The organism is Pseudomonadota bacterium, assembly GCA_036339585.1.
Lineage (GTDB): Bacteria > Pseudomonadota > Alphaproteobacteria > UBA8366 > UBA8366 > UBA8366.
On sequence record JAYZAS010000010.1, the window covers coordinates 1 to 13,995 of the forward strand.

Annotated in this window: 13 protein-coding genes and 1 tRNA gene; 11 read left to right on the forward strand and 3 right to left on the reverse strand. The window is 44.0% G+C overall.

All coding sequences use genetic code 11. The features are described 5' to 3' along the window. Nucleotides 1–286: 286 nt before the first annotated feature. Nucleotides 287–1,147, forward strand: a complete 861-nt coding sequence (locus tag VX941_07640) for a fumarylacetoacetate hydrolase family protein (GenBank protein ID MEE2933282.1) — start codon at nucleotides 287–289, stop codon at nucleotides 1,145–1,147. A 114-nt stretch (nucleotides 1,148–1,261) separates the two neighbouring features. On the opposite strand, the gene VX941_07645 is transcribed toward VX941_07640, so the two are convergent. Beyond that, complete coding sequence (locus VX941_07645) at nucleotides 1,262–2,203, reverse strand: hydroxyacid dehydrogenase (GenBank protein MEE2933283.1); 942 nt, start codon at nucleotides 2,201–2,203, stop codon at nucleotides 1,262–1,264. Between the two features lie 4 nt (nucleotides 2,204–2,207). Then, a complete protein-coding gene (locus VX941_07650; GenBank protein MEE2933284.1) occupies nucleotides 2,208–3,332 on the reverse strand; it encodes an enolase C-terminal domain-like protein in 1,125 nt (374 codons plus the stop codon). A 566-nt stretch (nucleotides 3,333–3,898) separates the two neighbouring features. Here VX941_07650 and VX941_07655 point away from each other — a divergent pair. Both VX941_07655 and VX941_07660 read left to right on the forward strand, forming a co-directional pair. Further along, nucleotides 3,899–5,266 carry a hypothetical protein gene (locus VX941_07655; protein MEE2933285.1) on the forward strand — a complete coding sequence of 456 codons (1,368 nt, stop codon included), beginning with the start codon at nucleotides 3,899–3,901 and terminating at the stop codon, nucleotides 5,264–5,266. 222 nt (nucleotides 5,267–5,488) lie between these two features. Beyond that, nucleotides 5,489–6,274 carry a creatininase family protein gene (locus VX941_07660; GenBank protein ID MEE2933286.1) on the forward strand — a complete coding sequence of 262 codons (786 nt, stop codon included), beginning with the start codon at nucleotides 5,489–5,491 and terminating at the stop codon, nucleotides 6,272–6,274. Here VX941_07660 and VX941_07665 read toward each other — a convergent pair. Continuing rightward, a complete protein-coding gene (locus VX941_07665) occupies nucleotides 6,262–6,777 on the reverse strand; it encodes an adenine phosphoribosyltransferase (GenBank protein MEE2933287.1) in 516 nt (171 codons plus the stop codon). The two genes, VX941_07660 and VX941_07665, sit on opposite strands and share 13 nt — an antisense overlap. Nucleotides 6,778–6,955: 178 nt before the next feature. On the opposite strand from VX941_07665, the gene VX941_07670 reads away from it, so the two are divergent. The 8 genes from VX941_07670 to phnC all read left to right on the forward strand — a co-directional run bounded on the left by VX941_07670 (nucleotide 6,956) and on the right by phnC (nucleotide 13,987). Continuing rightward, entirely contained in the window at nucleotides 6,956–8,092 is a 1,137-nt protein-coding gene (locus VX941_07670; GenBank protein ID MEE2933288.1) for an MlaE family lipid ABC transporter permease subunit, read from the forward strand. Between the two features lie 14 nt (nucleotides 8,093–8,106). Beyond that, nucleotides 8,107–8,880, forward strand: a complete 774-nt coding sequence (locus tag VX941_07675; protein ID MEE2933289.1) for an ABC transporter ATP-binding protein — start codon at nucleotides 8,107–8,109, stop codon at nucleotides 8,878–8,880. An 8-nt stretch (nucleotides 8,881–8,888) separates the two neighbouring features. Next, nucleotides 8,889–9,938 (forward strand): MlaD family protein, encoded by a 1,050-nt coding sequence (locus VX941_07680; GenBank protein MEE2933290.1) that lies wholly within the window; start codon nucleotides 8,889–8,891, stop codon nucleotides 9,936–9,938. After that, complete coding sequence (locus VX941_07685; GenBank protein MEE2933291.1) at nucleotides 9,935–10,663, forward strand: ABC-type transport auxiliary lipoprotein family protein; 729 nt, start codon at nucleotides 9,935–9,937, stop codon at nucleotides 10,661–10,663. Before VX941_07680 ends, VX941_07685 begins: the two co-directional genes overlap by 4 nt. A 146-nt stretch (nucleotides 10,664–10,809) precedes the next feature. Next, nucleotides 10,810–10,886, forward strand: a tRNA-Pro gene (locus VX941_07690). 218 nt (nucleotides 10,887–11,104) lie between these two features. Beyond that, on the forward strand, nucleotides 11,105–12,223 hold the full coding sequence (locus VX941_07695; GenBank protein MEE2933292.1) for an NTP transferase domain-containing protein: 1,119 nt from the start codon (nucleotides 11,105–11,107) through the stop codon (nucleotides 12,221–12,223). A gap of 76 nt (nucleotides 12,224–12,299) precedes the next feature. Then, nucleotides 12,300–13,175: a phosphate/phosphite/phosphonate ABC transporter substrate-binding protein gene (phnD, locus tag VX941_07700; protein MEE2933293.1), complete on the forward strand. Its 876-nt coding sequence runs from the start codon at nucleotides 12,300–12,302 to the stop codon at nucleotides 13,173–13,175. Between the two features lie 41 nt (nucleotides 13,176–13,216). Then, nucleotides 13,217–13,987: a phosphonate ABC transporter ATP-binding protein gene (gene phnC, locus VX941_07705; protein ID MEE2933294.1), complete on the forward strand. Its 771-nt coding sequence runs from the start codon at nucleotides 13,217–13,219 to the stop codon at nucleotides 13,985–13,987. Nucleotides 13,988–13,995 lie beyond the last annotated feature (8 nt).

The following is a 13,995-nucleotide window of genomic DNA, read 5'->3' on the forward strand; positions in this document are numbered from 1 at the left end:
GCTCAACGCTTCAATAAGAAGTTCATTAGCCGTCTTTGTAGCCCAGAACCAATCAACCCAGTAGAACACGAAGAGACTTATCACACCATGACTACTGACGATTTCAAGGAAGGAATAAATGCCTTCCTGTCCAAGCGGCGTCCTGTTTTTAAAGGTCGCTGATGATTGTGGACAGCTTGATCTGGTGTTTTAATGCACCCCTCGTTACTGCGAATTAATTGGAAGGCAATAGGGTTTTCTATGACTTCCTGCGGGCAACATTCTCTTCAATAGGAGATTAATAAGCATGCGACTTCTGGCATATGACAAAAATGGCAAGCCGACTATTGGGCTTCGACGTGGTGAAGATCTGGTGGATATATCTGAGGCAGCCCCGGATTTACCTTCGGATATGTGTGCACTACTTGCGGCACCGCTTGAAGGCCGCTTGCAACATATTCTTAATAATCCTCCGCCGCATTCTGTTCACCCTCTTTCAGGAATAAAGTATTTTCCACCGGTCTGGAACCCTGGCAAAATTATTTGCGTTGGGCTCAACTATGAGGATCATGCGGCGGAAACTAAACTGGAGAAACCTGAGTACCCTATACTTTTCCCGCGGTTTAAATCAACGTTGGTGGCCCATGAACAGCCCCTTATCGCACCTAATGCATCCACAGAATTTGATTACGAGGCAGAGTTGGTGGTCGTGATAGGCAAAAAAGGGCGTAACATCGAAAGGGCAAAGGCAATTAACATGGTGTCAGCATATTCGATTTTTAATGAAGGTTCGGTGCGTGACTTTCAATTTAAAAGTCCAACGTGGACATCTGGCAAAAACTTTGACGCCTCTGGAGGCTTTGGTCCTGAGTTGGTGACCATCGATGAGCTGCCGCCTGGCGCTCAAGGGCTTGGAATCCAAACCTGTCTTAATAATGAGTTACTTCAGGATGGCAATACCGCAGATATGATGTTCGATGTTTCCGAGCTAATACATGAAATTACCAAGGTCATGACGCTAGAGGCTGGCGACCTGATTGTTTCTGGCACACCTCCTGGTGTCGGATTTGTTCGGACTCCTCCAATTTTTATGACACCAGGCGACATCTGTGAAATTTCAATAGAGGGCATTGGCACCCTTCGCAACCCAATAAGCGCCGAGGTTTGAGTACAAGGAAAAATCAGAATTGTTGCACTTTTAGGCAGCACATGCATAAAGAGCAGAAAAATTAAATTGAGTTGTGGCCCTTGTCAGTGTCAGGGCATGGTTGCATTTTCGAGTTTATTTTCCTCGGGCACGACCTAGGACTCTGCGAACATTAGCGACAGTCACTGAGCCAGTTCTTATATTTGCTTCCTCAGTTGCCCATGCGACGTGGGGTGTAATCAAAAGGTTCGGCACCTCACGAAATTCAGCTCCTGACTTTTGGTCAAGCGGCTCATATTCAAAGACATCTAATGCCGCTCCGCCAAGCTTCTTAGACTTCAATCCGGCCATTATTGCTTTTTCATCAACAACACCACCTCTTGAGGCGTTGATCACAATCGTGCCTTTACGCATCCGCGCAATAGCGGTTTCATCAATCACATGGTACGTCTCGTTATTGAGCGGAACATGACAGCTTATGACATCGTTTGTCGTGATAATCTCATCGAGTGTGGCTTTCTTAGCGATGTCCCAACCTGTGTCATCTTCATTTATGAAAGGGTCGAAAGCCGTTACCTGCATGCCTAGAGCATGTGCACGTGTAGCCACCTCTCGAGAAATAGCTCCATATCCAATGAGCCCGAAACTTCGTCCCGCAGCTTCCAGACCCATTAGTTCAGTGCGAGGCCATTCACCTGCTATAACCCGTTCACTCACATCAAAAATACCACGTTTTAGGAGTATTAGCATTGCAGCTATTGAGTATTCAGCAACTGAGATGGAATTAGCTCCGACGGCAGGGCAAACTTCGATACCTTGCTCCTGACATGCTTCGGTATCAATGTTGTCGAGACCTACTCCGAGGCGCCCAATAACCTCAATGTTGGGCCCAGACTTCAATAATTTGGAGGTGACCTGTGTGCGATTTCGCACAATTAACGCGCGGCAATCTTGAAGCAAAATTGGCAAGTTTTGTTGGTGGTCTACAAGTGTTGGATCAAAGTGCACTTGGTAATCTTGAGACAAGTTCTGAACTGTTGCATCATCGACAAATTCTGTGATCACAATTTCTGCCATAAGCTTACCCCCCTTGTGTTAGGCGACGAAATAGACTGAATAATTCTGACTTTAACTCGATACCTATTCCAGGCACTTCAGGTACTTTGGTCAAGCCATGTTCAATTAATGCGTTATCAGCGAATCCTCCGAAGGGTTTGAATACGAGTGGATAAGATTCTGTGCCCCCTAATTGCAGGCCGGCCGCTACACTGAGGCCTAGTTGATGTCCTCCGTGCGGCACATGGTGTTTTTTTGTCCAGCCTAGTGGTTTTAATATATTGATCGTATGAAGGTATTCAGTGAGGCCATACCCTAGTGCTGGGTCCATCTGAATCCAGTCAGAATTTGGACGCAAGCCGCCGTATAGAGCAAAATTGACCACGTCTTGATGAGAAAGAGAGTTCTCCCCAATCGCGATAGGACCATCATATTGGGATATTAGCGCTCTATGCAGTTCGTAATCTAAAGGATCCCCAGGCTCTTCATACCATGCAAGGCCTAGTGGCTCCATTTCTTTTGCATATTCAAGCGCTTCAGCAAGTCCAAATTTACCGTTAGCGTCTACTGCTAAATTTTCCCCTTTATCCCCTAATATTTTGAGAACGGCCTCGATACGTGCCATGTCTTTTGAAAGGCTGGCACCTCCGATTTTCATCTTCACTATTCGGTATCCCAAGTCCAGATAGCGTTGCATTTCCTCACAGAGGCCATCAATTTCGCGACCGTCATAATAATATCCACCACCAGGATAAACCAAGACTTCCTCGTCAAATTTTCCGTTATTAAACTTTTCGGAAAGCAGCCTCCAAAGCGGTTTTTCTTCAATTTTCGCAACGGCGTCCCAAACGGCCATGTCAATTACTGCTGCTGCAACTGCACGATCTCCATGACCGCCGGGCTTTTCATTTGCCAGCATTGTTGAATGTATTTTCAGGGGATCGAGAATTTCTCGATCATCCAATAAGTCTTTTGGTGGCGTTTCTAGTATGCGAGGGATGAGACGTTCGCGAAGGATACCTCCTTGAGCATACCGTCCATTGGAGCCGAAGCCATAGCCAATAACTTTTTCTCCATTTCGGACCTGATCCGTCACCAAAGCTACAATGCTAGTGGTCATTTTTGAAAAATCGATAACGGCATTCCGCATCGAGGAATGTATTCTTTCGCTGCTTTCAAATATATTGAGGATTTGCATTTTAATTTTTAGGTTTTTTTAACCACTCTCTTTAAAGTTATACAAGTTCACTTATCAGCGCGTCGACCTATCATGCGTGGTCTTTTTCCGGTGGTATCTCCATATCACTTTCAAGAATCCGGAGTTAGATAAGATAGGCATATTCTGCACTAAATGTGAATAATATTGCCTATTATTTAAAAATACGATCATATTGACAGAAAAAATATGGAATAACCGTATCATAAAAAATTTTATTAAATCGTCTATTATTATAAATATATTCAAAAATATACAATATTTATTAATTTTTTACTTTAAATATAAAAAATACTTTAATTTTAGCTTTAATACATACTTATATGGAATAATTTTTTGTGGTTGGCATTTTTGTCCCGCATCTTGCATAGCAATTCTCGAATGGTAGGGACTATGTTGTGTTCTTCTCTGCTCGGTAATGGAATAATTTTGAGAATTGCAAGCATGATTTTTTTTCTTGGTTTGTATCTAATCCGTTAGTGGGGTGGCGTAGGTACCTCATGAATAAATATCTTCTTTCTTTGCTGGTTATTTGTGCAATTTGTAACAAAAGCGAGTGGCAATTTATCCAGCCAGCAGAGGCTATCACTCTGCCTGCCGCTGTAAAAATGGCCGTAAAGGCAAGCATTGGAATAGAGGACCTTCCTATTGAAGAGGATGCATCCTTCTTATCCGCTTCAAATAATATAACAGCGACAAATAAATTGCCCCACGTCCAAATCGGGCGCGCCTTTGGTTTTGCTCCGCATAGGTCAGCAAAGGTTGTCGCGAACAATAACCTTGACACCTATACCTATATAACATTGCGGGCTGTTGCCGTTTACCTTTACGCGTTGCTTCAACGAGAGCTTGTGGCGCTCGCGGGTGAATACGTCGAGAAGCAAAGAAATCATCTGACTGTCGCGCAACAAAGGGAAGGGCCGCAAAAACTAACCGCAGCAGGTATAAATCGCATTCAAGAATCGTTAGGGTCGGCACAAATCATATTTTCACAGGCATTAACCAAGTTGTCTGACGCAGATGACACATTCTCTCATATAATAAAAACGTCACCGAAATATTTAGTTCGGCCAAGCATGCCTGAAGCTCGCTTCATGCAGAAATTAGTGCCGTTGCTTATAGCGGTAACATGTTTAACTCGAAATGACGCGTCATCTGATAGAGAGACTAGAAGCTCAGAAGCCGAGCCAGATAGTCAGGCATTGCCAAAATTCCCGACTTTCGGAGATATTCCATCACGACGTAATAACATGCGTGATAAACCTGCTGTATCTTCCAAAAAACAATTCACGGCCTGCATGAAAAATCCTTCTGGATTACTAGTTTTTCAAAATCTCGGACGGGGGACGAAAACAGACCATTACTGGCGCGCCCTTCAAAACGAAAGAATGCGCCTGAAGGTTTTCCGGAATGACGTCGGAATAAATTATAGAGTGAGAAGTGTTTTTCGGCGTCAGTTTGATCGCAGGCAGCGAACTTTTTCTGAACTTCTTGATGCAGAGAGGGAGCTTTTTGACTCTAAAGTTAGGCAGGTAAAGTCGGAATTCGTAGAATTTTTTGGAATATATAAAATCCTGGCCGTGGCTGGGTTATTACCTGTTGCGTTTCGGTTAGACCGCCAAGGAGATCAAATCATAGATGACACACGGCACTTGATGAAATCATATATCGGATGTTCGAAACTCAAAGCAGGGGTAATTCATCAGAGCAGGCTAGAAATACCATTCAAAAAGAGTTTCGGTAAAGATTTTGTAGTGCATGAAGGGTTTGAAAAGGAAGTATCCAAACCATTTGGATTTCCCATCACACTAAATGGAAAGTTGTGCGAAGCGAATATATTTTCGAGAGTTTCTTTAGCTATTCGATAGCAGATTTAGGCCGATACCCCTGTCTGGGCTGTTTCAACAGGGTACCCAAATTCGAAAACACAAACATCATTTTTCCTTTGTTAGATGAATGTTTTTAATTGTATTTAAGACGTGCACTTTTGATGTTAGTTCGCAACTCTGGCATAATAATAAAAAGTGTAGCTATGTCCTAACCTTTAGGCACATCATGGCAAACATGATTATCTATTTAAGGTGAAAGCTATGATTAATGGCATAAGGCGCTGGTCTAGTATCACCACCGAGGATTTCGTTGACATGGCTGGCAGTATCGCATTGCTCCCCGTGTCGGCAGTGGAACAGCATGGGCCACATCTTCCACTCGGGGTGGATGCACTTATTAATGAAGCAATCGTCACCAAGGTGATGACCTTTGCTCCTGAGGGCCTTTCGGTTATGGTACTGCCGCAGCAAGTTATTGGGTACAGTGAGGAACATCAGTCTTTTCCAGGAACTTTGAGTTTCAGTATAGAAACATTGCTTTCAACTTGGCGCGAAATAGGAGAAAGCGTTGCCAAAGCGGGTTTGCGGAAACTCGTTATTTTTAATAGTCATGGTGGGCAGAATGAACTAATGACGCTAGCGGCGAGACAGTTGCGTATTTCCACTGATCTTTTTGTTGCGGCAGCAAGTTGGACCCACCTTATCGATTTGGAGGATTTGGTTACACCACATGAGCGGCGCTTTGGCATTCATGGCGGAGCCATTGAAACAGCATTAATGCTTCACATTGCGCCAGAAGAGGTCAAAATGGAGCGAATAGATAACTTTATATCAAAAGGCCAAGCAGTAGCCGACGTATCTACACATTTGCAGCCTACCGGCAGGAATACCTATGCCTGGATGACTGAGGATTTGAACAAAACGGGTGCTGTGGGTGATGCAAGCCAAGCCACGTCATCAATGGGAAAGGAGATCCTCGATCGAGCTGTGAAAGGACTCATAGAATTTCTTTATGATGTAAATCGAATAACGCCTCATTCGTCATAAGCGACAATCGAGTGGACTGGGAAGTCCATTTTTTTTCTTCCTGCAAGAAAATTGAGCTCGATAATGAAAACAGCTGCCAAAATATTTGCCCCTGCTTGCCGCAGAAGATGTGCCGTTGCTGATGCTGTTCCGCCTGTCGCCAACAGATCATCTAAAATGATGATTTTTTGTCCTGTTTTTACAGCGTCAGCCTGAATTTCTATTATATCAGTCCCGTATTCTAGATCATATTCATGTGAGATTGTATTTCCAGGCAACTTGCCCTTTTTACGTATCATGGCAAAGCCAACGCCAAGTTCTAACGCCAAGGGTGCAGCGGTTAAAAATCCACGTGACTCAATGCCAACCAATAGATCGGGTTTCTGTGGCGCAATGATATGGGCTAATTTTTCAATACACGCACTCCAAGCCTCTGGGTGCGCAAGGAGGGTGGAGATATCGTAAAAAAATATCCCTGGTTTCGGAAAATTAGGTATGCCACGGATATGTTCTTTAAGGTTCATGTTCCTCAAGTCCTTATTGGTAGCCGACGCTTTTATTGTGTCGGATTTGTTATAATGTGACGGCGTGTATCAATCAAATACACAAACAAATGGCATGCTTTCAGCCAGTCAAGTGCTGTGTTATTCATATTAAAATTAAAAAGGCAGTATCATACTGGATCAGAGCGGGGAGTAATGCGTGTCCAAATCCGCAGCATGGCTTGATTATCAAGTTCAAGCTGGTACGCCGGTGTTGCGTGCTGGTGGCGAGTGGAATGTGCGTCAATTAGCAGATTTGGCTGATCAGCTGGAAAAATTTGAATTTGGTAAATATACCTATCCGGTGATTGATCTGTCAGAGATCACAGAGCTTGATACCTCTGGCGCTTGGTTCCTAAAAAATATTGTAGATAAGTCCCATCGCGCTGGCGTTGAAACCAAAATGGTTGGCATTAGCGCAAAGCACGAACCATTAATAACGCTAGTGCAACAGGCGGCGAGTAGCTCAGTAAAAAAAGAAATACCGCAGCGACGAATGTGGCTCGTTAATGTCGAGAACATAGGGCAGGCGGCTTTTGAGGTAGCGAGGCAATGCAAAGCCTTAATAAACTTCTTTGGCATTACTGTTATTGCTTTGGGGCGTAGTTTGAGGCATCCGCGCCGCATTAGGATAAATTCGCTTGTTCATCAAGTTGAGAAGACAGCATTGGATGCTGTGCCCATCGTCTGTCTTTTGTCCTTTCTCATAGGTGTAGTGCTTGCTTTTCAGGGGGCGGATCAATTGCGTCGCTTTGGTGCAGAAATTTTTACTGTTAATTTATTAACGCTCTCGGTTTTGCGCGAGATTGGGGTTCTCATGACCGCAATTATGCTAGCTGGCAGATCCGGTTCAGCATTTACGGCTCAGATTGGAACAATGCAGGTCAACGAAGAAGTCGATGCCCTGCGTACATTAGGATTGGATCCAGTCGAAGTGCTCGTAATACCACGTATACTTGCACTTTTAATATCACTGCCGATATTGACTTTTCTATCTGATGTCATGGGTATTCTTGGCGGTGCATTAATGGCCGTTGCAGTGCTTGACCTGACACTCAGTCAATTTTTAAGACAATTAGAAGAGGCTATCACGCTCACGCACTTTCTAGTTGGAATGGTAAAAGCACCTTTTTTTGCCTACATCATTGGGATTGTAGGGTGCTATGAAGGCTTAAGGGTCTCAGGGAGCGCAGAGAGTGTCGGTAGGATGACGACAAAATCAGTTGTCGAATCCATTTTTCTCGTCATCATAGCCGACGCGCTGTTTTCTATTTTATTTTCAGTGCTTAAAATATAGAGGGTGGTGACGGAGTGTCTGGCGAAGTTGTTATCCGTGTTCAGGGGCTTAAAACACAATTTGGATCTCAGGTTATTCATGATGGGCTTCATATTGAGGTTCCTAAGGGCGAAGTTCTTGGTGTGGTTGGTGGTTCTGGTACGGGCAAATCGGTATTGCTGCGAACTATTATTGGACTAATAACGCCCCGCCGCGGCAGTGTAGAAGTGTTAGGGCTTGATTGGAGGGGAGCCAGTTCGCTAGCACGGCGGAAGTTACAATCGCGATACGGAGTTTTATTTCAGGATGGTGCGCTGTTTTCGTCACTAACTGTCCTGGAAAACATTCAGGTGCCAATGCGTGAGCACTTAGACCTTTCAAAGGTTTTTTTAGATGAGTTAGCAGCGTTGAAAATAGCAATGGTCGGATTACCCACTGAGGCCGCCAATAAATACCCATCAGAGCTGTCTGGTGGTATGCGCAAAAGAGCTGGGTTGGCGCGCGCACTTGCGCTTGATCCTGAGATATTATTTTTGGACGAGCCAACAGCTGGCCTTGATCCTATTGGAGCCGCAGCATTTGACTCTCTCATTTCAGATTTACAAAAAAGTCTCGGTTTAACCGTGTTCATGGTCACTCACGACCTTGACAGTCTGGCGGCTATCTGCGACCGAATTGCGGTATTGGTCGAAAGGAAAGTTAGGCTGGGTACAATGGCTGAGCACATGGAGGATGATCATCCCTGGATCCACGATTATTTTCATGGGCCCAGGGCTCGTGCTGCAGGCATGAAGTTTGGGGATGAATAGGTACTATAATGGAAACTAGGGCTAATTACATTGTTGTCGGTGCCTTCACTCTGCTGATAATGATCGGTTCGGTTGTCGCGATAATCTGGATGGCTGGGGTGAATATCGATGAGGAATTCGCTTATTACGATATTTATTTCGAAGGTTCGGTTACTGGTTTGAAGCCCGGAAACCCTGTGAGGTACCGTGGAATTCCGGTTGGGGTTATATCAGAAATACGAATTGACTCAAAAAATGTAGAACGAGTGCGGGTAACAATAGAGATACCGGAGACAACGCCCATAAAAAGTGATACTTTCGCATCAATGGAATTTCAAGGAATTACCGGGGTAGGATACGTCCAAATTTCGGGTGGCACAAATTCCGCCCCGCGGCTAAAAAAAAGACCCGACGAACCTAGGCCGGAAATTCCCGCGAAAGCGTCTCAATTACAAGAACTTTTCGAGTCTGCGCCAGAATTGATCACACGTGTTACAGCACTGGTGGACCGTTTTAATTTGCTTTTTAATACCCGGAATCGTGAAAATTTTGGAAGCACTTTGGAAAATATAGAGAAGGTTACACGCACGATCGCCAACCGCTCAGATGAAATAGATAAAGTTCTAACCAGTGCCTCGGGCACAATGAGTGAATTGCGTGCAGCTGCCGCCGATGCGCGAGAGACTATGGCAGAGTTGAAGAGGGGTGTTGATGCAATAATGCCTCAGACAAGCACTCTAATAACAAACGTAAATGAACTCACAGTTGAAGCGAAAGACCTTAGCGGCAGAATCGGAAATGAAATAGATGGTGTCGGCGCAGAAGCGAAGATTGCCTTAGCTGAAGTGCGAGGGGTTCTAAAAGACTTTGGGCAAGCGGCACGAACTTTAAGTGAGCTTGTCGAGGCTAATAGAGAACCCGTTGATGCTTTTGCTTCTTCTGGGTTGTATGAATTGACGCAAATGTTGACCGAGGCACGAGTATTGATGGGCGCTTTAACAAGAATAGCTGCGCAAATTGAACGTGATCCTGCTCGTTTCCTTTTCGGTCAGACTAAGCCAGGGGTTGAAGTTAAATGATAGTAAAATATTCCAAGATAAACAGATATTTTTGCGGTTTAGTCTTAATGGTAACGTTTATGTGCGCAGGATGCTCGATACCATTGCCAGGGCAGGGTGCGCCACCACGCCTTTATGTCTTGACTCCGAAGAGTACCTTCCCTGATGATGTACCAACGGTAAACTGGCAATTATTGGTCGATACGCCGATATCACCGGCGGGTCTGAGCACTGCTAGAATTGCAATGAACGATAGCCCAATTGAACTTCGTTATTTCGAACGGGCAAACTGGACCGATTTTGCACCAAAGATGGTTCAAACACTAATGATCGAATCATTTGAAAATTCCGGAAAAATTATTGGTGTCGGCCGCGAACAAATAGGCTTGAGATCAGATTTCTTACTTAAGACAGATTTGCGTGAATTTCAGGCAGAATATTCTGATGCATTGCCACAAGGTATAAAAATAATGGACCAAGGCGTTTCACCGCCGGTAGCGCGCGTCCGTATAAACGTAAAACTTGTTAGAATGCCTAGACGTGAGATAGTTGCTACTAAGACATTTGAGCGACGCGTTCGTGCAAACGATAATACGATGAAAGAAATAATAGGTTCTTTTGATCAGGCGTTGGGTAAGGCCCTGAAAGCAATCGTCTCTTGGACACTTAGGACGGGGCAAAACGTAAAGCAGAGGCAAGGTAACCGTACTAAGAAAAGCAGTGCACGATCCGATGCATTTTCTTAGGGTTTATGCTGGTCATGATTTTCTATTGGTCTCGTGCCTGATTAAATCTTGATACAGACCGATCTGCCTAGATGATAGATCAATACTCAGTCGAAAATAGTGTGCGATTGCTTTATATACAACGGGTCCTGTAAGGTGTTCTGTGTCGGGGAGTAGCTCAGCCTGGTAGAGCACTACGTTCGGGACGTAGGGGCCGGAGGTTCGAATCCTCTCTCCCCGACCAGTTAAATTTCAGTGGGATGGTCAGGACATTAGGTATTAAAACTTCTATGTTTTGGCCCGTCTTAATAATCGAGGACCTTGCGCCCTCTTATTTTCGATTTTTGAAGGGCTTGACTAAGTTGTGACGGTACTGTTAACCTGTTAGCGAACAGTTTAACACGTAAGCCCTTTAAAGGACACAATACCGCGTATCAGAGAACATGGTGTGAGCAGAAAAGAATGGCGGAGATACCTAACAAACACTCATTTGGTGGGTACATTAGAGATTTGCGAATTGGAAGGTGCCTCGGTCAACGTGAGTTAGCACGGACCGTTGGCGTATCTGCTTCCTACCTAAACGATATTGAAAAAAATAAACGACCGGCACCGCGCATAGAAATAGTTAAGGCCTTAGCTCAAACACTTGACGCTGATTCTGAAATAATAAATGACCTTGCGGGTATCTCGAAGGATGTTTTGCCGCCAGATGTTGAAGAGTTTATTGGGGATAAACGCGAGCTCATATCGTTATTACGCTTAATTAAGGCTTACAATCTTTCTGGAGACGACATTCTTGAACTGGGGAAATTTATGACATCTTCAAATGCCAAAGCAATCGTGATTGCTGCTGGATTAGGTAGTCGCCTTAAAGGTTACACAGAGGAGCTGCCGAAATGCATGCTTAAATTTGGTGAAAAGACATTGCTTGAGAGGCAGGTGGATACTTACCGAGAGTGTGGAATAAAGAATATTTCGGTGATACGCGGCTACAAAAAGGAGAAAATTAATTATCCGGATTTACGTTACTATGAGAATTCTGATTTTGAAAATAATAATATTTTAAATTCGCTTTTTTATGCTGAGGAAGAACTGTGCGGGAATGTAGTGGTAGCGTATTCAGATATCATGTTTGACGCCGCAGTCGTGCGACGATTGCTTGAAGCACAAGCTGATATTTCAATTGTGGTCGATATAGATTGGCAGGGTTATTACGTCGGTCGCAATGATCATCCGATCGAGGAAGCAGAAAATGTCATTTTTAATGCCAATAATGAGGTGGTTAAGATTGGTAAAATCTTAACCGAAAAAGACGATGTTCATGGCGAATTCATTGGCATGTTGAAACTATCACCACGTGGTGCTGAGATTCTAAAACGCCACTTTCACCGAGCCAAAAAAATGTTTTGGGACAAGCCGTATCAACGGGCAAAAGTATTTCAAAAAGCCTACATAACAGACATTATTCAGGATATGGTCGATCTTGGTGTGCCAGTTCACTGCGTTATTATAGAGCGCGGTTGGCGAGAGATTGATACGGTTGAGGATTACGAAAAAGCTCTAAAAGAATTTGAGGCCTAGTCTTATGCAATTAGGCACAATGCGCCGTTGGTAGGGTAAGCCAACCGACTTAACTTGAAAATTTGGGATCATGGCGATGCAAGTACATCTAAGAACAACCTTTCTCACTACAATTACTGCTTTTTCATTCTTCATAATGTCCCATCATGTGGCGGCGGAAGACGTCAAAATTAACATGGTTTTTGTGCCTGCCAGTGAAAAGGGGGATGACAACGACTATGTCAAGCTTATCAAAATTATTGAAAAACTGGCGCAAGTGGAAATCAAACCAATTAGAGTTACTGACTACAATGCTGCCGTGGAATCAATGCGTGCTGGTCGTGCGCAGATTGCCTGGTATGGTGGCAAAACCTACATTCAAGCAGCAAAGATCGCTTACGCTGAAGCGTTTGCTGCGGGAGTGCGCAAGGGCGATACCACAGCGGGGTATTACACATATTTTGTAGTCAGGGCAGATAGCTCAATCAAGACCCTAAATGATACGAAAGGTAAAACACTAGCATTGAATTCCATAGGTTCAACCAGCGGTGATTTGATACCGCAAGTTGAATTACGAAAGGTAGGACTTTCGACGAAAAATAAAAAACATTTCAAAAGGGTGGTTTATGCAGGCAGCCACGATGCCTGTTTGTTAGCTGTTATAAACAGGCATGCTGACGTGTGTGGGATGAGCTCAAGGAACTTTGACGCCCGCATTGCCGATGGCACGGTAAAACGTCAGCAAATAAGAATTGTGCATAAATCCGATTTGGTACCACCCCCACCATTAGCATATTCAAAAAAACTACCGCTAAAACTGCGCCAGAAGATTAAAAAAGCGACTTTAGAGGCACACAAATACGGTCGCATTGGTGGATATGGTGGTGAGATGTCACATTATATCGAAGTAAAGGACACAGATTATGATCCCCTGCGTGAAATTGACAGGGTATTATCCGAGACCAAAAAATAAACAAAACTCAGCATTTTGACATATTGGAGCTTACGTAAGAAATGGTACTTGAGATTGCTGGATTGCAAAAGACCTTTGGAAACGGCACCCTTGCCTTACGTGGTGTGAACTTGTCGGTGCAGGCGGGTGATTTTGTTGTCGTCCTTGGTCCTAGCGGTTCAGGAAAGACAACATTATTGCGAAGCATTAATGGTCTTGTAACAGCTGACACCGGAACCATAAAATTCCGTAATCAACCCCTCACAGCAGTAAATCTACCAAAATTGCGACAGCACATTGGAATGGTTTTTCAGGACTTCAACCTAGTTGAAAACCTTTCAGTTATTAACAATGTGTTGACTGGGTTGCTGGGTACAAGCAACAAATTTTTGTCGATGCTATATCTTTTTAGTCGTGAACAGAAGCTTAAGGCGCTTGATTGCCTTGAGCGAGTGGGATTGCTGGATAAGGCTTATTTTAGGGTCGACCAACTTTCTGGAGGTCAAAAACAAAGGGTAGGTATAGCTAGATCCATTATTAAAAAACCGGTTCTTTTATTAGCAGATGAACCAGTTGCGAGCCTCGATCCCATGATTTCAACGTCAATCATGATGCTGCTTCGTGATATTGCTAGGGAAAACTCTATAACGGTGATTTGTAATCTTCACCAAGTCGAGTTGGCGCTTACATACTCTGACCGCATTATTGGTTTATCTGGTGGTCGTGTTGTTCTAGACAAAGCAACTGCCGATATCGATCAGGCTTATATAAGAAATATATATCGCGGGCATGATCGTGGCCTTTTTTTCGAACATGCTAGCGATAAAAAATAGTGATTAAA